Annotated in this window: 16 protein-coding genes; 5 read left to right on the top strand and 11 right to left on the bottom strand. The window is 64.6% G+C overall.

The features are described from left to right. The first annotated feature begins 87 nt into the window (after positions 1 to 87). The 4 genes from GS_RS03505 to GS_RS03520 are packed head-to-tail and all read left to right on the top strand — an operon-like array spanning position 88 to position 8537. Positions 88 to 5769, top strand: a complete 5682-nt coding sequence (locus tag GS_RS03505; protein WP_235044961.1) for a CxxxxCH/CxxCH domain c-type cytochrome — start codon at positions 88 to 90, stop codon at positions 5767 to 5769. After that, positions 5769 to 6383 carry a hypothetical protein gene (locus GS_RS03510; RefSeq protein WP_235044962.1) on the top strand — a complete coding sequence of 205 codons (615 nt, stop codon included), beginning with the start codon at positions 5769 to 5771 and terminating at the stop codon, positions 6381 to 6383. Before GS_RS03505 ends, GS_RS03510 begins: the two co-directional genes overlap by 1 nt. Positions 6384 to 6385: 2 nt before the next feature. Next, positions 6386 to 7714, top strand: a complete 1329-nt coding sequence (locus GS_RS03515) for a cytochrome c biogenesis protein ResB (RefSeq protein WP_010941365.1) — start codon at positions 6386 to 6388, stop codon at positions 7712 to 7714. Beyond that, a complete protein-coding gene (locus GS_RS03520; protein WP_010941366.1) occupies positions 7707 to 8537 on the top strand; it encodes a cytochrome c biogenesis protein in 831 nt (276 codons plus the stop codon). The genes GS_RS03515 and GS_RS03520 overlap by 8 nt, the downstream gene beginning before the upstream one ends. A gap of 64 nt (positions 8538 to 8601) precedes the next feature. Here the strand turns inward: GS_RS03520 and GS_RS03525 are convergent, their stop codons facing one another. From GS_RS03525 to GS_RS03575, 11 genes are all read right to left on the bottom strand, one after another. Next, entirely contained in the window at positions 8602 to 9888 is a 1287-nt protein-coding gene (locus GS_RS03525; RefSeq protein WP_010941367.1) for a YbfB/YjiJ family MFS transporter, read from the bottom strand. An 8-nt stretch (positions 9889 to 9896) separates the two neighbouring features. Further along, positions 9897 to 10217 (bottom strand): quaternary ammonium compound efflux SMR transporter SugE, encoded by a 321-nt coding sequence (sugE, locus tag GS_RS03530; RefSeq protein ID WP_010941368.1) that lies wholly within the window; start codon positions 10215 to 10217, stop codon positions 9897 to 9899. A gap of 75 nt (positions 10218 to 10292) precedes the next feature. Next, positions 10293 to 10625 (bottom strand): DMT family transporter, encoded by a 333-nt coding sequence (locus tag GS_RS03535; protein WP_010941369.1) that lies wholly within the window; start codon positions 10623 to 10625, stop codon positions 10293 to 10295. 243 nt (positions 10626 to 10868) lie between these two features. Continuing rightward, positions 10869 to 14063 (bottom strand): P-loop NTPase fold protein, encoded by a 3195-nt coding sequence (locus GS_RS03540; protein ID WP_010941370.1) that lies wholly within the window; start codon positions 14061 to 14063, stop codon positions 10869 to 10871. Positions 14064 to 14090: 27 nt separating this feature from the next. Further along, entirely contained in the window at positions 14091 to 14477 is a 387-nt protein-coding gene (locus tag GS_RS03545) for a hypothetical protein (RefSeq protein WP_010941371.1), read from the bottom strand. Between the two features lie 16 nt (positions 14478 to 14493). Then, positions 14494 to 15501, bottom strand: coding sequence for an endonuclease/exonuclease/phosphatase family protein (locus tag GS_RS03550; protein ID WP_010941372.1), 1008 nt, complete (start codon positions 15499 to 15501; stop codon positions 14494 to 14496). Between the two features lie 73 nt (positions 15502 to 15574). Beyond that, positions 15575 to 16078, bottom strand: a complete 504-nt coding sequence (locus GS_RS03555; RefSeq protein ID WP_010941373.1) for a hypothetical protein — start codon at positions 16076 to 16078, stop codon at positions 15575 to 15577. 15 nt (positions 16079 to 16093) lie between these two features. After that, complete coding sequence (locus GS_RS03560; RefSeq protein WP_010941374.1) at positions 16094 to 17689, bottom strand: hypothetical protein; 1596 nt, start codon at positions 17687 to 17689, stop codon at positions 16094 to 16096. Between the two features lie 67 nt (positions 17690 to 17756). Beyond that, positions 17757 to 20033 carry a hypothetical protein gene (locus GS_RS03565; protein ID WP_010941375.1) on the bottom strand — a complete coding sequence of 759 codons (2277 nt, stop codon included), beginning with the start codon at positions 20031 to 20033 and terminating at the stop codon, positions 17757 to 17759. A 53-nt stretch (positions 20034 to 20086) separates the two neighbouring features. Further along, entirely contained in the window at positions 20087 to 20896 is an 810-nt protein-coding gene (locus tag GS_RS03570; protein WP_010941376.1) for an amidase, read from the bottom strand. 15 nt (positions 20897 to 20911) lie between these two features. Beyond that, a complete protein-coding gene (locus tag GS_RS03575; RefSeq protein WP_010941377.1) occupies positions 20912 to 21745 on the bottom strand; it encodes a caspase family protein in 834 nt (277 codons plus the stop codon). A 466-nt stretch (positions 21746 to 22211) separates the two neighbouring features. On the opposite strand from GS_RS03575, the gene GS_RS03580 reads away from it, so the two are divergent. Beyond that, the gene (locus GS_RS03580) at positions 22212 to 22481 is read left to right on the top strand and encodes a hypothetical protein (protein WP_010941378.1); all 270 of its coding nucleotides are present in this window, start codon (positions 22212 to 22214) and stop codon (positions 22479 to 22481) included. Positions 22482 to 22556: the final 75 nt, after the last annotated feature.

Below are 22556 nucleotides of genomic sequence, written 5' to 3' on the forward strand. Positions count from 1 at the left end.
TACTCACATGGTATCACTGTGGTTGTGGGTAGTGAGGTTACTGTGAATACGCGATCTTGGAAAATGCTGATGATGTGGTGCTCCGTGATGTTTGTGGGTATTTCGCCGGTCCTGACCGGCGTGGACGAAGTCCGGGCAGCCATCCAGTGCTATCAGTGCCACGGAACCGCGGCAACCAGTGACTATCGCCCGGAAGACAGCGCGTTCCGCGCTATCTCCACCGGAGGATTCAAGGGAAATCACCGGACTCACATGGCAAGCAGCGCCACGGCAAACAGCTGCACGATCTGCCACGGCACGAGCGGCTACCAGGCAAGCCATCGCGACGGTACCATTGCCATAGCTTCCAACATTAATGCGTCACCGGCCGTCGGAACCTACAGTCGCGGCACGTCCTTCGCCCAGAGCGCCTCGGTGGTGCCGGGTACCTGCAGCAACGTCAACTGCCACTTTGAAACCGTGACGCCGGCCTGGGGCAGCACGCCCCTTGCCTCCACCGCCGATTGCGGTACGTGCCATGGCAGCGCGCCGGCCACCGGCAGCCATCCCGTCGGGGGGAGCAAGCACGGCGCCTATTACGGGACCGGAACCTCTTCGTGTGGCACATGCCATCCCGACCATGGGGCCAAGGAGGGTACAGCCCGTTTTGCCCATGCCACCAGTGTCGGTCGGGACTTGCAGGTCAGCTTCGCTGCCGCGCCGAACAGCGGCAGCGGCAGCTATTCCGGGCCGGTAAACGATTACCTGCCGAGTCAGAGCAATGTCTTCGGCACCTGTTCCGGCACATACTGTCACAGCCCCGGCACCAAGTCGTCGGCATTCGACGCCCCGAACCAGTCCGCAGCCTGGGGGGGGAGCCTGGCCTGCAACGGATGCCACAAGTCCGACCGTTCCTCGGGCACGGCCATGACCAGCGGCAGCCACCGCGCCCATGTGGACGGCTTTGGGCTGGGCTATGCCACGGTCAGGTGCGTCAGGTGTCACGGTGCCACCGTAACCTCGGCCATGGCCATCGGCACCTACGGCAATCATGTTAACAAGCTGGTCAACGTGGCGTTCGACAGCACCACCACGGCGAAGAACGGCACGTACGGCGGGGTGTCGTCTCCCATGACCAAAGCGCCGGGGAGTGCCTACGGCAGCTGCACCAACGTCTACTGCCACTCCAGCGGCCAGGGGAACAGCGGCAGCTGGCCGCCGACCTATACGACTCCCACCTGGGGCTCCGCCGCAACGGGGCAGTGCGGCACCTGCCACGGCATCAACGGCGATACCCACAGCGGTTACGGCACACCGACCATCATGACTTCGGGCAGCCACACCAGGCACCTGGCCTATTCCTTCGGTATTACCAGCGACGAAACCCGCTGCGCGACCTGCCACGCCACCACCCTGACCGGATTCACCCCCACGGTCTGCAGCTCCTCGGTCTGTCATAACCAGATCAGCCAGAAGCACGCCAATTATGAAGTCAATGTGGGATTCCCCGACTACTACGGCGCCACCGCTGCCTACGGCGGCACACCGAAGCCGGGTGACGGCTACGGCTCGTGCACGAATATCTACTGTCACAGCGATGGCCGGGACACCCTCCACTACGCCCAGACCCCCCTGACTTGGGGCGGCGCGTCCCTGGGCTGCACCGGCTGCCACGGGAGTGCCACGGCGCCTCAAAACGGCAGCGGCGGCACCACCCTGTCGGGCAAGCATGCCGTCCACGTGAATAATGCGGCGATCTTCGGCACCAATAACAGCCTGGGGTGCGTCCAGTGCCACAACAGAACCGTCAGCGACAACAGTACGCTCCTTGGGACCACCGGCACCCAGTACCATGTCAACAAGACCCGCGACTACTATGGGACCATGGCCGGCAGCTACAACTCCGGCACCAAGGTCTGCAGTAACGTGTACTGCCACAGTTCGGGCCAGGCCACACCGGTCTACCGGACCGTGGCCGCCTGGACCAGCGCCACCGGCTACGGCTGCAACAGTTGCCACGGGGCCGACAGCGCCTTCACGGCAGCGGCCGGCGAGCCCAACTATGCCAACGGCGGCGCCGGAACGGCCACGGCCAACAGTCACCAGCGCCACGTAGCAAGCCTCGGCATTACTGCCACCACCGGCTGCGCCGCCTGCCACTGCCGGACCGTTGACGCAACCGTTACCAACAAGCTGCGTAACTACTCGACCCTGCACCTGAACCAGGCGCGCAACGTGGCCATGAAGGCCATCAACGGCAAGTCCGGAACCTACGACAGCAATGCCAAGACGTGTTCGGCCACCTACTGTCACGGCACCTCACCGTCACCGGCCTGGGGCGGATCTACCGCCTGCAACTCGTGTCACAGCGCCCGGGCCACCGATGCCCACTGGGCAGCCAACTCCGCCCATAAGATCCACTGGGAGGGATCCGTCCTGCCCTCTTCGTATGCCATGACCCCGGGCAATGGCACCGGCGATGCGGCCACCTACCGGTTTGCCTGCTCGTCCTGCCATTCCCCCTCCGGAGGCTCAGCCCATGCCGGCGGCGCCTTGGCGGCAAGCCAGGCGGCCCAGGTCTATTTCGGTTACTCCGCGGCAGGCGTGCGCGGCAGCTACACGGGAACCGGCACGGCCTACAGCAATGACAACGGATTCAACTGGACCGCCGGATCCTCCGGCTGTACCGCCACGTACTGTCACTCCGGCGGCGCCGGTCAGGCCGGTCGTTCGGCCGTTGCCTGGAGCACCAGCGCCAAAACCTCCTACAACTGCAACCTGTGCCACGGTAATGCCGCTGCACCCAACAACGACTGGCGGCGTGGCGCCCCCCTCTATGCCTCCGGCTCCATCACCTACAAGGGCCAGGCGAAGGGGAACGCCCATGGTGCTCACATAAGCGCACAGACCAGCCTCTCTGCCGTCTACATGCAGTGCGCCCACTGTCACGGAGCCACGACCGCCACAAGCACCGCCATCAGCGACAAGCGCAAGCACCTGAACAAATCCTACGATGTCTCCGCCGGCGGCACCTTCCGGGACGGGGACAACACCGCCAACTCGACGGCGGTCACTATCGCTTACAGCTACAACGTTGCAGGGAGCAGCTGCTCCAACGTCTCCTGCCATCCGGTGGGCCTCGACGTGACCACCACGCCGTCCACGCCGCTGACGCGGTCCACCAGCACGGCTGCGTGGAACAGCTCCTACAAATGCACCGACTGCCACCGCATCCCGATGCAGGATACCGATACCTACCATCATGCCATGTATGACTACGGCCGGACGTATCCGACCACAATCCCCGACGGCAGCGCCACCAGCGGCACCAATTACACCAGCCGGACCTGCACCATGTGCCATGTGGACCACACGATCTTCAGCCCCGATCTCAACGTCAACAGTGCCGGCCGGTCCTACAACCTGAGGACCGCCATCGGCTCAACGCCCACCACGACGGCAAACTTCACCAATTCCGACTACAGCGCATCCGGCGGCGGTATCTGCATCAGCTGCCATTCCACGGAGCGAACCAAATCCACGGTACGGCGCAAACAGGAAACCAACGCCACCAAAACACCGCCTGTCACCTTGGCCAACTACTCCGGTTCCGCCCATCAGTACAATGTGCCGGCCAGCTTCTTCAGCGATGGCAGCCGGTTCCAGGGCAACTGCTCCAAGTGTCACAACGCCCTGGTCAACGAGACGTCGGTATTCATGAGCTATACCGGCTCCGGCGACTCGTTCGGCAATCACAACAGCGGCATCAGGCGGCTTCAGGGCTCCCTCGGCGCAACAGGCGGCGAGGTGGCTGAAGAGCAGATCTGCTACCGTTGCCATAGCCTGTCCAGCGATGCCGACCCGGGGGGCGGCCCGCCCAAGGCGGTCGCCAACAAGGATTACTACGGGGTGGCACCCATGAGCCTGGCGTCCCAGGACATCTTTGCTGCCAACCGTGACTTCCGGGCCGCGAACCCGACGTACAGCCTCACCAACAAGCTGTATTTCAAGCCGGCCGCGGCCGAGACACCTGCTGAGGCCATGCCGAATCAGCACAACACCGGCGATTCCTTCAGCGGCGGCACGTGGGTCGGCCGCGTCATGTCCCCCTGGGAGACCACGGTTACCTATGAAACAAAGAGCCAGGGCACCAACCTGGAGGGCACCAGCTACTGGCGCATGGTCACCTTTACCTCGCCCGCGGTCTACAGCACCACTACCGTCCCCGCCGGCAACTGGATCATCAACCTCTACTGCCGCGAGTCGTCCACCGCCCAGAACGCCAGGGTCAGGTACATGGTCTACAAGTGGAACAACCCCGCCGATACCATGGGAGCCACCATCATCGCCAAGGGGACCTATGCCACCGAGCTTTCCACTGCGGGAGCCCCCGGTACCGTACGCCAGATACCGGTGAGCGTGGGTACCCTCACCCTCAACGCGGGGGAGAAGATCGTGGTCGATCTTTCGCTGGAGACGACCACCACGAGCACCAACGGCTATACCGCGTCATTTTACTTCGGCAGCCGCGCACCCAGCGAGCTGACGCTCCCCGGCAGCGTGGCCTGGACCTACGCCGACCCGGGCGCCCCAGGTTACGGCCACGCAACCCAGCACTATTCAGGGATCCATCTCCCCTCGCGTCAGAATGAAACCCTGGCCTATATCGCCCAAAACAGGCACATCGAGTGCGTGGACTGCCACAACCCCCATGCGACCCGCAACGGGCTCCACGGCGACTACGGAATCGCCACCGGCGGAAGTTCCACCACCCTGGTCAACAGCAACAAGAACTGGGTGCCCAACCAGTGGGTCGGCGATTATATCAACATCATTTCAGGCACCGGCGCCGGCCAGACGGCCACCATCAGCGGCAATAACGCGACCACCGTTACCGTGGCCGGGTGGACTGCGCCGGCCAGCGGCAGCGTTTACCGGATCATCGCCAACAATAATGCGGTGTCCCGGAGCCAGCGCGGCGTGTCCGGCGCCAGTGTAAGCTATTCCGGGGCCTGGACCAACGGCACCTATACCATGGTAAGCGAGGCCGCCTACGAGTACCAGATCTGCTTCAAGTGCCATGCCGCCACCAATCCGACCACCAATACGCTACGCTACTGGAACGTAACCTCGCCGTCGTTGGGGGCGGCCCGTTGGACCAACATCGGCCTGGAGTTCAACCCCAACAATGCCTCATACCACCCGGTGATCCAGCCATTGCCATCCACCGGCAACCGGCGGCTGCAGGCGACCGCCCTGACCGGCGGCTGGCAGCCGGGCGAGGTGATGACCTGCTCCGACTGCCACGGCAGGGATACCAGCACCTCCGCCACGGCCCAGGGCCCCCATGGTTCGACCGTCAAATGGCTGCTGACGGGCATGTATCAGAACTGGCCCTTCACTTCAGCGGCGGCCAACGGTACCTCATCCGGCGGGACCCTGCTGACCGGAACGGGCACCGCGACGCCTCCGGCCAACAACTTCTGCTTCAACTGCCACACCTGGGCCGCCGGCGGCAACGGTCACGTCAAGTCGTCGGGCGGGCACAGCAGGCCCTGCGTCAACTGCCACATTCGGGTTCCCCACGGGGGCAAGGTGCCGCGCCTCCTGACCGGGGCCAATGCCCCATCCCGTTACAAGCCCGACGGCAACGGCGGCGCCTTTTCCGGTTCCTACCTGACCAGCGCCATCCTGCCGGCCAGCGGCTATATGGGGGCCAACAATGTCAGCTGTTCCTCCATCTGTGGGGCAAGGCACACGGACAACAGCATAAAGGCCTATTCCTGGTGATGGGGTACGGGTACGGTGGATATCCCGACCGGGCGATGCCCGGGGGAGGCGGGAGGAGTGCCGGCACCTCCGGGGGGGTGCGTGTCGGCATGATCCTGCTGGCGGTTGTGCTGGCAGTTTGCTCTGCCTGCGCCGGGGGCGATACCGGCGAGGTCGAGGCGACCATTCGCCGCTACAATGACCTGCTGGTCCAGGGCTACCGGGCCCAGAACATGAATCCCCTCGTGGAAGTCACCACCCATGAGCACGCGCTGAAACTCTATCACCACATGGCCGCCCTCGGCGAGGGCCAGCTGCGGATGGAGTCGAAGCTCAAGAGGATCAGGTTCCTGAATATCGAACGGCGCGGCAATTCCGAGGCGACGGTGGAAACGGAGGAAACCTGGGACTTCACCCATTACCGGATGGCCACTAACGAAAAATACGCCGAGGAAAAAGACTTCATTTACCGGATGGGGTATGTCCTGAACAAAGAAAACGGCCGCTGGCTCATCACCGGGGTGAACACCATCAGCGGCACCAGCACCAATAACGTGGTCCCCTGGCCGGTGCTGGACCGCAAGGGGAGGGTCGTCAATCAGGCGCCCGGCGGCGCCCAGGGACGGCACCCCTGACCATGGAGCGGATCAAGCGGTTTTTCCTGGCACGCGGCACGGTCATCAGTTTCATTCTCCTGGCACTCTGTGCCATCACCCTGGCAGCGTTCATTCCCCAGCGCTTCCTGACCTCGCCCGAAGAGATGCTGGCGTGGCAGTCGGCCTACCCGCTGTTCGCCCGCTGGAGTAGCCTGCTGGGCCTCCATCACATCTATACACATCCCGGCTTTGCCCTTATCCTTGCCGGGGGGACGATTTCCCTTGCCTTTTCGACCAGGAATCAGGCGCTTACCGCGTGGCAGCGCACCGTGCGCCCCGCCGGCGGTACAGCCGGGGACCGGCGCTTTTCCGTCGCCCGAGCGCCGGCGGAGGTTTCCCGCCTCCTGATGACCAACGGGTTCATCGGTCAGGGCATATTCGATGGGGAAATCCGGCTGGTGCGCCACCCCTGGGGGTACTGGGGCAATACTCTGCTCCATTTCGGCATGGTGCTCACCATTGTCGCATCGCTCTGTATCGCCCTGACCCAGCAGCAGGGGGTGATACATCTGGCCGAGGGCGCCATCCAGCATCCGTCTCATCCCCTGCTGCGAGAGGAGCACGGTCTTCTGGCCGGTCCGCTGCACCTGCCGGACGCCGTACGGCTCAACCGGGTCTCGTACCGCTTCGGGGCGGACCTCGCCGTGCGGGAACTGGCCTCGACCCTTACGTTTCTGTCCGATGCCGGCATTGCCGAAACAAGGACCGTTGCCATCAACCGCATTCTCAACCACCGGGGCCTCCGCTTCTACCAGGGCGTGGAGTTCGGTCACGCCTTTTTCGTGGAGGCGACCGGGCCGACGGGGGAGCCGAAGGTGTTCCAGCTCCAGTTCATGCACCCCGACAGACCCGACCTGCCGAGCTATAATGATTTCCCGAACCTGCTGGGCGACGGCTCCCTGGTGCGGGCCAAGTACCTGGTGGATGGGGAGGGAAAGACCTTCGATCGGGCAAGCCCTCTGCTCACCCTGCGCCTGGATCGTGACGGACAGGAGGTGGGGCGGCTCCCTCTGCAGCCGGGAGGGGAGGGGGCCATCGGGCAGTATCGCTTCCGGCTGCTGGGCTTCGCCCCCTGGTCGCGGCTGATCATGGTGAACGTAACCGGAATGCCGCTGATATTTGCGGGTTTCTTTGTCATCTGCCTGGGCGGTGTCCTTCACTATTTCACCCCGCCCCGTCAGGTGTCACTGGCTGAAGGGGCGGGCGGCGGCACGACGGTGTCCTGGCGGGCGGCGAGATTCTCCGGATTCTACCGGGATGAGCCGGATTCGTTGAAACGGATGGTGGAACGCGAGGGAGTGCATGACTGATCAGGCGTCGGTATACGTGGCAATGAACTGGCTGGCGGTCTGCTGCTATGTGGTGGCGACCGTCCTCAATGCCAGCGGTATCATCTTTCGGAAGGCCGTGGTGGAGCAACGCAGCTACTGGCCCTTATGGCTGGGGCTGGCCGTACACTCGGTCTCCCTGGTCTACTGGTGGCGGGTTGTCGGTCACGGTCCCTACATGGCCCCTAGCGAGGTGCTGCTGTCGGACGCATGGATCGCCATGGTGCTCTTCCTGGGCTTCCAGCGGGTATTCCCACGCATCCGGCCGACCAGTCTCATCGTCGTGCCGCTGGTGTTCCTGATGGTGGCGCTGGCCAACTTCTACAACCCCGGCATCCGTTCGCTGCCGCCCACCTTCAGCAGCATCTGGCTCGTGCTGCACATTTCGTTCTACAAGATCGCCCTCGGCGCCCTGATCATCGCCCTGGCATTTTCCATATTCTACCTGCTGAAGGCCCGGCCTGCCCCCCCGGACTGGCTCAGGCGCCTGCCTGACCTGGAAGATCTCGACCTCCACGCCTACCGTTTTGCCGGGTTCGGCTTCATCTTCTGGGCGATCGGCATGCTGGCCGGCTCCATCTGGGCTTACAAATCATGGGGGCGGTACTGGGGGTGGGATCCGGTAGAGACGTGGTCCCTCATCACCTGGCTGATATTCGGGACCTATCTGCACCTGCGGCGCTTTTTCCGCATGGGGGGGCGGGCGGCCGCCTGGTTCTTCATCTTCGGCTTTATCGTGGCCCTTGTCGCCCTGTTTGCGTCGTCCCACATGGGGACCTCCATCCACTCGGAGTATTTCCAGTAGAGGAACAACAGGCGGCCGGCGGGAATGATGCTCCGGCTATGGGAGCAATCCCGGCCGCAGGGGACTATTGGGCCCGGTGTGGCGTGGTCGTGTCTTCGGGCCGGGGAAGGAAGAGGGTGAACAGCAGGGCGCAGACCGTGATCGACGCAGCCAGCAGGTAGGCACCGGAGAAGCTGCCGGCTGCCTTGCCGATCATCCCCGCCAGGGCAGGGCCCAAGGTCTGGCCCACGGCAAAGAAGATGGTGATCGTGGCGAAGGCCCCGGCGGCGCGGGGCGCGCCCAGGTAATCCCCCACGGCGGCCGCCATGATGGCCGGAATGGCAAAGACCGCAAGCCCGTACAGCACGATGGAGACCACCAGACCCACCCCTCCCGGTTTCGTACCCGCGATCAGGTAGGCCGTGCTCTGCACGGCGAACACCAGCGCCAGCCCGTGGCGGCGGCCGATGCGGTCTGAAAGCGCCCCGAACACCACCCCCGAGAAGCAGCTGAAAAAACCCGCCCACGACCAGTAGAGGCCGGCCCGGGCCTCGCTGAAGCCGAACTCCCGCACCATGGTGGTGACGATGAACGTGCCATAGATCATGAAGGTTGCGCCGAAGGCCAGGTAGAGGAGTCCCAGCCGCATCAGCAGCATGCCGTCGCCGGGCCGCTCGTGGGGCACGAGATCCTCCGGCGCCAGGGCCGCGCTCCGGCCGAGCGGTTCATGCCCCACGTCCGAGGGATGATTGCGCACCAGCCATGCCGACAGGACCGCGACCCCCAGGGCGACGCATCCCAGCAGCAGCCAGCCGGCCCGCCAGCCGTTGGCCCCGAAGATGCCGTTCAGCCTGGGTACCAACACTCCGGCCAGTACGATGGCCGCCCCGTTGCCGGCGATCATCAGCCCTGCCGCCGTGCCGCGCCGGTCGCTGCGGAACCAGTGGCCGATCAGCACCATGGTGGGGATGTTGGCGAACCCGGTCCCCATGCCCACCAGGGCATAGAGTGCAAAGGGGGCCGCAAAGCCGCTGGAAAGCCCCATGGCCGGCATGGCCAGGGTGATCAGTGCCAGTCCGCCGCTGATCACCGCCCTTGGCTGGAAACGCCGGATGAGCCGGGGCGCCAGGATTACGGAAAGGAGGTAGCCGCAGAAATTGCCGGTCCCGATGAATCCCATGCGGTCGTAGGAGAGCCCCAGCCCCGCCTGCATGGAGGGGAGGAGCATGGTGTAGGCGTAGCGGGCCAGGCCGATGCAGGCGAAGATGATCAGGAAGCCTACGGCCACGATGACCCAGGCGTAGTGGAATCGCCGGCCGGCCGCCGGGACAGTGCCGGGTCGGTCGGCATGTCGGTCGGTGGGCGTCGTCACCTGAGTCCTCAGGCTGGCGAAGAGAGCTTGAGCCCGATGATGCCGGCGACGATCAGCGCAACACTGATCAGCCGGGCCGGGTTGGCCGGTTCCCCGAACAGCACGATCCCCAGGAGCACGGTGCCAACGGCACCCACCCCCACCCAGACGCTGTACGCCGTGCCCACCGGCAGCGTCCTCATGGCGATCTCCAGCAGCCAGAAACTGGCGATCATTGCCAGTACCGTCAGGACCGTCGGCCAGAGCCGGGTGAACCCTTCCGTGAATTTCAAGCCGATGGCCCAGCCCACCTCGAACAGCCCTGCGAGAACAAGAATTCCCCACGTCATGATGTCGTCCTTTCCGATTCGTGGGGTCGTCCCCGTGGATGTTCGGGCGGCGGAGTCGTCCCCGCCGTCGGTCGGTCAGTGCGTCGCCGATGTGGAGCAGAGATTGAGAACCAGTACGCCGGCAATGATCAGCAGAATACCGAAGACCGCCGGCAGATCGAGCCGCTGCCCCATGAAAACCCAGGCAACCACCGCGACCAGCGCCGTTCCCAGGCCGGACCAGATCGCATAGGCAATGCCGACCGGGATCGCTTTCAGGGTCAATGACAGGAAGTAGAAGGCGGAGGCATATCCGGCGACAACCACGCATGATGGCCAGAGCCGGGTGAACCCTTCGGCCGACTTGAGCGCGGTTGTCCCGGCAACCTCACTGATGATCGCCACCAGAAGATACAGCCATTTGTGCATTTGGTCGGGACCTCGATTCTCACAATTGATGGAGGGCCGTCAGGGTGCGACGACGACAGATCCCTCCGCACTGAAGTTCCGCTCATTACGGCCACCTGCCATATCGATACTAATAATATGAGCCGGCGTTCCTCTCACGCTGAACACCTTGTAGCACACCCTCCGGTGTGCCGCAAGGCTCCGGTCCCCGCGGAGGCTGGGAGGTCTTATTGCTCTGCGGTGTGAGACTCCCCGCCGCTCCCTTCAGTGGGGTCGTGCGGTGAAGGAATAACGCCGGGCCACGGAGGAGGTGTCGTGGAGAGTGGCCAGGAGCGTTGGCTCGTTGCCGAGCCCCTGGGGCGCGACGCTGTTGTGCAAGGCCTTGAGCGCACCCAGGAGTGGTGCGGCTTCGGTGCTAGCGGTGACGCGGGCGTCTTCGCCCAGGGCGGCAATCAGGTCGACCAGCCCCTTGCGCTCCTTGGGTTCGGCGAGGTTGCCGGCAGCGAGGATGGCCAAGTGGTCGAAGTAGACGGGGGCGATGTCCGGCGCCCCGGTGACAATGGCCAACTGGGTCAGGAGAGCCCGGTAGGCTGTCTGTTCCCCCTTGTCGCCCACCAGGGTCTCGTGCTCGTGGAGCGGCAGGCTGGTGCGGATCAACCGGTAGACGTTGACGAAGCGCAGTCCCCGACGCGGGGTGCCCCCGGCATGGGGGGCAAGTTCGGCCATGAAGGCGGTTTCATGGGGGGTGAGGGTCATGGTGCGGGCCTCGTGCTCGCGGAAGGACTCCCCGCCGCTGTCGGGCTGAGACGGCGCAGCGGGGGGCGGGGACGCGACCGGTGCCTCTGAGGGCGCTACTTCAGTCGCTCCGCCCGCCCGCTCTGTCGGCGGTTGGAGCGAAGGCGCCGGCGGGGCGGCGTTCGGAGCCGGTTCGGGCGACAGGGGTGCTTGGTCGGCCTGGACTGTCGACTCGGCTGCCACGATCCCCTTGATATAGTTCCGGCAGGCGTCGGCATCCATGGCGCGCACCCAGTAGGGAAGCTGGAAGATCTTCTCCAGGTAATCCTGGGACGAGGCGGCCCGCTCCCGGTCTGAGTTGTTGGGAGCGGTGCGCCGGTCGGTGGCATCATGCCGTGCTTCGCCGGCGGGGGCGCCGGGGCGGGCGGGTGCCGTGGCGCCGGTTCCGGGGATGATGACGGTTTCGGCCAGGAGCTCCGGGTAGACCTCCTTGAGGGAGCGGGAGACCCAGCGGGCGTCCACGGCCACGACGACCACGAAGAGGGGGAAGCAGAGGAGCAGGTGGATGGCCTGGAGGACCTCCACGACCTTTTCGGGCGGGCAGCGGTCCAAGTCGTCGATGTAGAGGATGATCCGCTCGAACAGGCGCAGGGATTCGGCGTCGAAGGTGGTGGAGGCCCGGAGGGCGGCGACCTCCTCGTCGGTCAGCACGTCGCCGGAGCGGGCGATGAGTTCTTCCACCCTGCGGACGTAGTCGAGCCGGGCCCGCTCATATTCCTCGGCCAGCTCCCGGTCGCGATCGGCGTCGGCCATGAGCTGGGCCAGCTGGCCGAAATCCTTGCGGATGGTGGCGATGATACCCAGGTGCTTGGCGTAGTCCCCGCTGACGACCTTGTCGCGGATGAAGGCATTGAGCCGCCCCCGGGCCGTGGCCCCCTGGAAGTCACGGGCCGCGTCGGCGGCGCGGCGGTCGGCATCGGCCAGGCGGCGCTCGGCCTGCTCCACGTCGCTCCTGAGCCGCGTCGCCTCGCGCTCGGCATCGGTGAGCAGGGCCGCTTCATTGCTGTTCTTTCTGAATTCCTCGGTCCGCTCGGCAATGGCCGTTTCCAGGTTGGCGCGGAAGCCTTCGAGGGTGTCCAGGGCGGTGGCGGTCCGCTTGAGGGCCGTACCCGCGAACCCGGCCACGGAGGCCATGACCGAGGAGAGTCCCAGAACGGCGGCGTTCACCTCCTTCAGCCAGGAGAGCACCTCTGTCCGACCCAGGATGTCCCGGAACCAGACCACGGCGACCGGCGCCGCCACGAGGATCAGGGCCAGGGCCGCCAGCCACCGGGGGCGGCCGAGCGTGGCCATGGCGCTCCGCCCGAGGGTCCGGGCCCGTCCGGCCTGGGTGGTGGTTTCCTGGAGCACTTCGCTCAACTGGCGGGCCGAGGCGGAGAGTTCCGGAACTCCCAGGACCCGGCCGGCGCGGTCGATGGTCTCGCGCGTCTCCCGGTCCTTGCCCAGGGTCGTGCCCACGGCGGTCCAGAATTCGCCTGCCGTTGCCACGGCCTGGCGGGCCAGAGCCGTCTCGAACCGGGCCCGGACGGTTTTCAGGTTTTCTTCGGCCTCCTGGCGCTGGCGGCGGCGGAGCACCAGTTCGTCCATGGCCTCCAGCCTGAGGGTGCGGGAGGTGGAGAGGTGGTCGAAGAGAAGATCCACGGTCTCGTTGGGGTTTTCGGGGCGCTCCTTGAGCCAGCGGTCCAGTTCGGTGAAGATGTAATCCACCAGGCTGGCCCACAGGTTGGATTCCACGTAGTGCCAGGCATTGAAGCGGATCTGGACGATGTTGCCGTGGAAGGGGCCGTCACTGTCCGCATCCCGGGAAATCCGGGCCACATGCTCGTGCATCAGCTTCATGAAGAAGGTCTTGCCCGACCCCCATTCGCCGAATACCCCGATGGAGAGGGGCGGGCGGATGGCGCGGCCCGCGGCGAGGCGGGCAAAGGCCCGGGCCTCCTGCCGGACGTCCATGAGGTCCGTGGCCGAGGTGGGATCGTCGGCGGTGAACCGGGCAATGAGGACGTCGGGGCCGGCACTGACGGGCGGGACGGGGGCCTCGGCGGCAAAACTCTTGAAGATGGTGTCGGCGGGAGGAGGTTCCGGGGGCGGCGCCTCGGCCTGCTCCAGGGCCAGGGAGACCCAGGTGGAATCCTCCGACGGGAAGGCCCGCTGGAGGAAGTCGAGGGTGCTGCGCTGCCAGGCGGCGATGTCGACCCCCCAGCCGATGAGCTGGCGCCGGTGGTAGTCGGAGAGGCGGAAGGCGAGGGCCGCCAGCAGGTGGCGCGTCCCCAGGGGGCGGGGCTCGGCACCGTCGCGGGTGGCGAGCCGCAGCGCCGACCCGAGGATGTCGCGCACCGACGAGGAGTAGAACTCCCTGGCATCGGGGAGGGTGCCGGCGGCTGCCTGCTCCTCAACCCTTGGGCGCATCGCCTCGGATGTCTGCACCAGGTCGGCGATAGCCTCGGCCCGTTCTCCCGTTTCCCGGGCGTAGCGGGTAAACCAGGCGCCGGTCTCGTCCTCCACGAGAATTGCCCCCACGAGGATGGAGGTGAAGTTCACCGGCGTGCCGTCCCCCCGGATGGCGCCGGCCCATGCGGCAAGGCGCATGAGCCGGTCGAGGGACGGTTCGTAGGCCGCTTCGGGGGGAAACGGCGCCAGGGGGGCGGTTTCGGGCTTGTCCATGGGGTTCTCCCGGGTTGTCAGTTACGGTTACCGGTTCCTGCCGCCGCCGGGCCCCATCCCCTTGCCGGGGGCACCCATTCCGGCCGGACCCATGCCGCCGCCCGGCACCGGCGGTTCGTCGGGAAGGGTCACTCCCCGCTCCCTGGCCCTCTCTTTCATCCGCTCGTGGTGCTCTTTCCTGATCTGCTCCCGTTCCTGCACGGTCTTGGCGGCCCGCATCCTGGCCCGGTATTCGGCCCGTTCCTTCCTGGTCATGAGCTGGCTGCCGTAGACCCGTTCCTGCTCCTTGGCCTCGGTCCGGACTTTTTCCCGGACGTTCTCCCTGACGCGCTCCTGGTCCGTTGCCGGCGCGACTCCGGCGACCAGGGAGAGTATCCCCGCCGCGACGGTTGCGATGAGTGCCTGCTTCTTCATGGCTGCCTCCTTTCGTTCATGGGTTCGGCCCGGTGGTCACCAGGAGCGAGACCGGCCGGTGATCGCTGGTCTGGCTGTCCTTGGGGAGCCCGGCGTTGGCCAGTTCGTGCACCTCGTGTTCCACCTTGCCTGCATGGGGCTTCACCTGCCACGGCAGAGAGCCGTTCACGAGCCCCTGGGTGAAGAGAATGTGATCCAGAAGAATCTCGGGGCGCCGGTCCGGCTGGACGAAGTCCCTGAACCGGACAGTCCAGCAGAGTTCGTCGGGGATGTCGAAGAGACCATGGTTAAGGAACCGGCTCGTGGCAAAGACGTTGCCCTGGATATTGGCGATGAGATCGAAGAAGAGGTATTGCTCCTCGAAGTACTCCTTGCCCGGCCCGTCGTTGAAGTCGCCCAGCACGAACAGGGCGGGGTTGCCCACTTGCCGGAATTTGGCGTCGATGTACGCGCGGACGTTGGCGGCCTCGGTGGCCATCTTGATCCGGGCCGTGAGGGCCTCGCGGATGAATCGCTCCCGTTCGTCGCGCCAGAGCCGCTCTCCCTGGTTGATGAACTTGCTCTTCAGGTGCAGGCCGATAAACTCCACGCGCAGACCGTTCCAGTCCAGAATCAACACTTGGGGATGCCGATAGTGGCGGTGTGTCCCCTCCGTGAATTCGCCCCACAGATGGCATGTCCATGATACCCCGGCAAAGGCATCCCATGTGCCGACGGGAAGAAGCGATGCCCGGGCCGCCAGATCCTGTCGGACGAGGAACCATATCCACTGGTCACCCCTCGTGGCATAGTTGCCGTCGGCCGCCTTCACCGCCACCCACTCGCCGTCCAGCAAGTCGTTGGCAACAAGATCGATCCCCGCTTCGCCGGCTGGACCCTCAAGCAGACAGAGAATGTCGGGCGCCAACTCCCTGATCTCCCGCACCACGGCATCCCGTCGACGGCGTTCTTTGGCGGTGGGATGCGCTCTGGTCAAGCGTTCCAGATGCGCCACGTTCCAGGAGGTAATTTTGACTGTGCCCATGGGATCCTTCCGTGCCGCGCGGCCACCCTGTCGGCGGAATGCCGGGAAGTGGTCCCCCTTGCGGCTGCCTGCGTCACTTGGCCTTCAGTTTCTCTCGATGTTCGTACAGCTTGCGATACTGTTCTGCCGACGGTTTCTGGACGACCGGCCTAAAGACCGTGATGGACCTGACCCGCTCGTCGGCCGGGTCGATGACGAATTCGACCCCCTGGTCCGCATAGGTGAGAACGATGACGCTCCCTTTCATGGTCTTTTCTCCCCTGCCGTAGAATCGCAGTACCTCGGCCAGGGTGGCGCCGGCCTTCAAGCGGTTACGCTCTACTTCATATCGGGGCGATGAGACGGTGATCCTGCCGATGATGCCGCCCGCCGTGGTGATGCCGATTCCCTTGCTTTTTCGGATAGTGCGAAGCGTGCGGTTGTCCGGTGCCGGATCGCCGATGCTGAAACGTTCGATTCTCTGGCCCGGGACAATGATTCCTCCGCCTGATTCGCCGCGCACCCCGTCGGACGGAAGGCACGGGTCCAGGCCGAGGAGGGCGATCCCTACGACGATGGCAGACAATCCCTTGCGCATGATTTCTCCTCAGGCCTATGGTGGGCCGTCCCCTCCTCTTTCCGCAGCCAGGGCCACATTCTCATGTTTCGTCGTACCTGCTTGCTGACGAAGCAGACGTATGATGCCGGGGATTTTTTCCGGCCTGACCGGTTCCACGCTCATATAGCTATAGGCGCTGCGTTCCAGCATGATAATCCTGGTGCTGCCGGCATCCGCCTCTTCCGGGTGTTCGAAGGCCCCGATGATGATTTCCCGTCCCTTGGTCGGTCCGAGGATGTAGAGTTCCGCCCCCCGCTGCCGGGCCTCGTCGAGTTTTTTCCTCAAGGGGTGGACTCCCTTGTCCTCCCCCGTAAAGACGATGTCTTTCAAGCGCTGGACTTTGAATTCGAACTTGAACCGGCCGTAGGCGGTGGGGAGCGTGATGAGCACAGTCAGAAAGAGGAGGAAGATGACGACAAAGTAGCCCCCCTCCCAGAGGGGGAGACGGATCAGGCGTGTACTGTTCAGCAACAGATAGACGAGGATGCCGATGAGCACCCAGAAGGAGTACGAGATCATGAACTGGCCGAAGGCAATGGGTTTCAGGCTGCCGAGGGATGTGCATATCCGGCTGGTATCCTCATCACCGGGGACGAAGAAGGCAGAGATATTCTCCCGCAGTCGCGTCAGGCGTCTCATGGATTCGCCGGCAAGCTCGTAGTTCGCGGGAATGAGGACCAGCGAAGAGGTGTCCCCCTCGCTCGTGAGGTGACCACTCAGCAGGCTGCGGAAATCCTGGAGGGTGAGGTTGACCCGCTCCCTCAGCCGCTGCTGCAGGGCATGGCTCAGCCAGACGTTGCGCAACGCCACATAGGTCTCCGATTTTTCGAAGTCAGCGTCTGAGCGGAATGGCGACGGTTCGCGGATGGAGAACCGCTTCTGGAACACCTCCAGAGAAAGCGGCGTACCTTCCCGTCGTGAGATTTCGGCCAGGGCATAGTTCATCCAGTGTAGGGTCGGCTCCACCCCGAAGGTCAGTTCCTCGTAAAAGCGCTGCTGGAACTCGTCGGCCCGTTCGAGGGCACCCTTGCGGGGCAGCAGGATGAGAACCATCCCTCCCAGGTCCTTGGAAAGGTCGGCCAGCACGCGTTCCTGGCACACGATGTCGGAAGAAAGCTTCCTGACGAACCAGCCCGAGGTGAGGATGAAGGCTGCCGAGAGAGCCAGCGTCAGGAAAATAATATAGTTGATCCGATACCGGAGGATCAGGGAGACGGAGCGGGTGATCCGCCCCTTGCCGGCGGGACGTTCATTAGCGGCTTTGCCCCCACCGACGGGAACCGTCAACAAAAGCAGGGCCATGAGGATGACAAAGAAGGGGATCAGCCGCCAATCCTGAAAAAAGGTGAAGATGTCCTGAAAGAACTGAAAACCCGCCTCGGTAACGTACTCGTCGGTGTAGTGGACGACGCCGTAGAGGTTGTAGGCCCGCAGGCGTGCCACGATGATGGCATTGCCGATCCAGAAAAAGAGGATGGCGCCGCCGCCGATGCCCCCAACAACAAGGCCGACGCTCTTCAGTACTTCAAGAATGGCGGTCAGGTCGACCCGTGGGGAGGTTTGGTTTGGCTGTTGCGTCTTCCCGTGCATGGGCACGCTCGCAGTGCAACAGGGTGTCGGGCGCCCCCACCGCATTGCCGGAGGGGCGCCCGGCAGTCTATGCCGGTTTCAGGTCATTGCAGATCCGCACCGGCCACAAGGCCTCGCGCCAGTGGGGGCCGCCCGGCGTGTAGGTACGGTCCTGGACGCGGAGCTTGAAGACGTACACGCAGCATTCGCCTCGGGGCAGGAGCAGGTCGGCCGGGACCGGGTAGCCCACCGATGCGCTGCAAAGCGGATCAATGGCCCGCAGGTCGAACTGGGCCAGGGTGCCGAAGACCGCGGCAGGAAGCGGGTTGGCCGGGTCGCAGGGGGTGCAGGAGGTGCCCGGATCGCCCACGCGGTTCGTGCCGAAGAAGCAGGGAGTCCCCATGCTCCAGGAAACGGGGATCTGGACTTCGGTCCCCCCCTGCTTGCTCACCTTGACCCAGTAGAAGTCGAAGTTGTCGTTGGGGCGGGTGAGTGGGAGGGCCGGGTCGATGTACTCGTCCCAGGCGATGCCCGAAAGCGGCAGGTTCCAGGGTACAGCGCAGTCGGGCGGGGTTGCGAAGGCGCTGACGCGGATGTCGGCGCAGCGGGGCACCGCATCGATCCGGATCATGGCACAGATGGGCTTGTTGTCGATCCAGACCTTCTGGGTGTCGTAGTAGAGGGTGCCCCCCGTGTCCTCCACCACCAGGCGCAGGGTGACCAAGCCACTCAGACCGCAGGTGGAGACGTGGGTCTGCCAGCAGGAGGGTGAGAGCCGGGCCTCGGGAACGTTCATCAGGCAGTAGGGGGGGAAGGGGACCGGCACCACGCAGTCGGTGACCCAGGAGGCGGTCAGCACCGACGTGTCCTTGCGCATGTTCATGTCCCGGTACTGCCAGACCGTGTTGTACTCAACCTTCCAGATGTTGATCCAGCCGCCGGTGGTGGGGTCGGTCTCGAAGCCGGGCTTGTAGTCGATGAGGTAACGCTTGATCTTCCGCCCTTCGCACCCCCCCACGAAGGCGCTTCCCCAGATGGAGAGGCATTCGCCGAAGGATATCTCGTGGATCCCCGAGGGTCGCGTGCAGAGGGCCGGCACGGTCTCCACGAACATGGCCGCCGGGTCGTAGGCGGTGGTATCCAGGGTGAAGGCTCCGTCAAAGCCCAGGATGCGGACATCCTGCTTGAAGAGGGAGAAAGTGATGGTCCTGACGCAGGTGGTTCCCTGGACCCCGTATACGGTGAGGCGGATGGTGTAGGCCCCTTCGTCCCGGGCCGTGGTGTCGAAGTAGGCCAGGAGTCCGCCCGCCACGGGGGAGTTTCCCTGGGTGCCGCCGCCCGGCGGGATGGGTGGATAGTGGAAGTCCGAAGCGTGCCAGGCAATGCCGTCGCGGGACCATTCCAGCACGTAGCGGAGGAAGCCGCCCCCTGTGGCCGTCCCCTTCACGGCCACCACCAGGGCCTTCAGGTCCGTGTTGACCTCTTCGGCCACGCAGCCGATGGGGTCGGTCAGTTCGCAGACCAGGGGCTGGAAGCAGCGGCGCAGGCAGCGGAAGTAGGCCACCAGGCAGCGAACCAGATCGATGAGCGAGCGGGAACGCCCCAGGCACCAGCCGAAGCGGAATGCGCAGATGCACCAGCAGCGGCAGAGCCAGAAGCGCGGGTCCTTGCTCAGTTTCTCGAATATCTCGGCCCCCATGAGGAGCCGGGCGTTGTCCACCGTGAGGAACTTCTCGAACAGGGCCTCGGCCGCGTCGCCCCCCGAGTGGCAGTCCACCTGGCCCGACACGGCCCCGTCGGCCAGTTCCATGGAGTGATCCATGGCCTTGGCCTCCTGCACCAACCAGGGCCTGAAGACCTCGGCAAAGCCTGCCGTGAGCTTGCGGAAGTCGGCCCGCTCCTCCGGCGTGGGCTGGCGGCCGGTGGGATCGTTCTGGAAGAGGCGGCGGATGCAGAGCCAGTAGCGGTAGAGGTAATAGACCGAAACCGGGAAGGTGCGGGAGCGGGAGAGGAGCCAGCCGAAGCGGAGGCAGCAGAGGATTTTGCGCAGGCACCACTGCCACTGGTCGATGGGGCCCAGGGCTTCCCGGGCCTGGGGGGTGAGGGTTCGCAGGGCCACGTCGGCGGTGGCCAGGGGGGCGAAAAGCCGGTCGGCGAGAAGCTGCTCGTCCTCGCAGCTGTGGGGTTGCTTTTCCGCCACGGCCACGAGCCGCTCGGCGGACTCGCTCAGTTTGAGTTCTTCTTCGAGAATGGGGCGCCAAGCGTCCAGGAGCTGTTGGAGGACGAACTGGAAGTCCTCCCGGTTAATGTCCTCGTTCAGAAGCGCCTTGACGGTCTCCGCCGACAGTTTCGTTTCCTTTTCCATCCGTGGACTCTCCTTTCATCCGCATCCGTGCGGACATACGCGCATCCGGCGCGTCAGGCGTACCGCAGGTACCGCTCTGCCACCCATTGCTGCTCGGTTGGGTGGATACGGACCCAGCCGTCAGCCGTTTCGAATACGTTGACCCGGACCCCCCGCTTGAGCCCTTTAACCACCGGGAACTCAGTTCCCCTGCCTGCCCGGACGTTGAGGCTCGAGGCCACAACCTCGCCGCTCTTGAGCGGAACCGGCGCACTGGGTGCGGTCCCCCCCGTGAGCTGGGCCAGGGTCTGGGCCACCAGGGGGATGAACGTTGCCGCAGCCGCATCCATGGAGTTGCCGCCGAAGAATGCGGTGCCTGGGCAGGTCTTGGTGGTGCCGGATCCGCCCGTGCGCTTGCCGGAGTTCAGGTCGTACCAGTGGTGATACACTATGGAGTCGGTGTTGGGCGTCAGGTTGAACTCCCGGCAGAGCAGGGCGTTGATCTTTACGATGGCGTCCCGGTGAGCCGGGGTCATGGTGTCGCCGCCCGCATCGAAGTTGCCCAGGTTTTCCAGGCAGATACCCTCTTGGTTGGCCCCCTTGATGCCGCAGGGGACCTTGTCGATGGAGCGGCAGACCGCCACGGTTCCGTCGGGGAACGATGTCAGGTTCTGGGCGATCTCCGAGAACCCCCGCTCGGCCATGTGGAAATGCTCCATCCCCTCCAGCAGGCCGAAGTGGTTGCTCCCTGTGAACTGGACGTAGCCGGGCAGGTAGGTATGATGGTTCTGAACGAGCTTGACGGAGCGGCTGAACCTGGTCTCCAGCAGCCACTGGTCGAACTCGTCCATGGTGAAGAGGAGGAATTTGCCCTTTTTCTTCATGGTGGTCTCTCCTCCTCAGACGGTGAACGGCCTTTGTTTCAGGAATGCCGGGTCGGGCGTCCCCGCGGTGAAGAAATTAGGGGTTTGGTCCGGCGGCATCCGCCTGACTATGGCCTTGTGGAAGGAGCGGTAGCTCCCTTTGTAGAGGCCGTTCTTCCATACCCGGAGCAACTGCCCCGTGAACGCGCCGTTGAAAGCACCATCCTGGGAGAGTTGGTTGTCCTGGCAGCCGGAGATGAGGAGGATGGAGGCCTTCACGTCGGCCAGGTCCACTTTTTTCGTTTTTTGCTGGATCGTGTCGTAGAACTCTCTGTTGGCCCGGTAGGTCCGCATGGCCACGCTCTGGGGCATGGCCCGGTACCGGATTTCCCCCTCGTCCGGACCGGCGGAGCGGGCCGCGGTGGTACCGTTGTAGTAGGCCATCTTCACCACGGTGCCGCTGTGGCAGCTGTCGGAGAAGACCAGCACCCGGACCCCGGCGGCGAATTTCCCGAGCAGGGCGTAGAGTTCGTCGTCGATCAGTTCGCCGTCGAAGAGGCACCAGGTCTCGTCGACGCCGTCCGGCTCGTCGTTGGACGTGTCCGGTACCTGCCCCCCGTGGCCGGAGTAGCTGAGCATAAAGATGTCGCCCTTGCCGAGGGCCTTGGCGGCCTTGCCGATGGCATCGATGACCTTGGCCCGGGTGGCCGCCTTGGTCATGAGCGTGGTGACGGCAAAGCCCCTCTCCGCTGCGATGGCCGCCATGTCCTCGGCGTCGGCTTCGCAGGCGTTGAGTTTGCCGGCCCAGCCTCCGTAATGTTTCGGGTCAACGGCGTTAAGACCGAGTGCGAGTGCTATTCCCTTTGGCATGATTTCATTCTCCTTTTTGACCGGCTGATAGTGTGGGTGCGGAGCATTGGCAGGGGGGGCGCGGTGATGCCGGAAAGGGTGCCGGTGAGGGGAGAACACGGGGGTGCCGGAGGCGGTGACATGGAGCCCTCCCTGGCTCGCGTGGCGCGTCCCTGCGCAGCGCTGTTCTTCGTGAGGTTGTCGCCGATTGGCGGTACCGCCTGCCGCGGCTTTTCGCCTGTGAACGTGGAACGGTTGATTGGTGTCGCTTAACTATGCGTAAGTATATCCCGTCGGCTGCCGGATGCAAGGGGTGAGCAAAAAAAACGCTTTGTGTAACGGTATGGAATGATTCGATTTTACTCCTGGAGTCGCCGACGCGGTTCGTGCCGGCAGGAAGTGCATAACCGGCCGGGTGAGACGCTCCCCGTTTCTGGTATAATGAAGTACATCGCCGGGATGGTCCGCCCGCAAAAGGAGCTTGTTGATGATGAAGCCGGTCTACCTCTTTTTTCTCCTGGTGTTCGTCGTTCCAGGGGTGACGGGGGGGATTCTCGCCGCGAACCGGGCACGGAACGTCTTTGTCTGGAGCCTGCTGAGCGCCGTCTTCCCCATCTTTCTGCTGGTCATTTATTTCCATAAGCCCCTGCGGGAGGTGGAGGGGAAATTCCGGCGCTGTGGCGGCTGCGGCGAGTTCATCCCCTGGCGCGAGACGGCCTGCAGATACTGCGGCCGGGAGCAGCCTACACACCCCTGAGCCATCCAGTGCACTGAAGCGCGCGGCTGTTTCCACTGACGGCCTCCAGCCAACGCGCGCTGAGGAGAATTCTTC

Origin of the sequence: Geobacter sulfurreducens PCA, from assembly GCF_000007985.2 — a bacterium.
Taxonomy (GTDB): Bacteria; Desulfobacterota; Desulfuromonadia; order Geobacterales; family Geobacteraceae; genus Geobacter; species Geobacter sulfurreducens.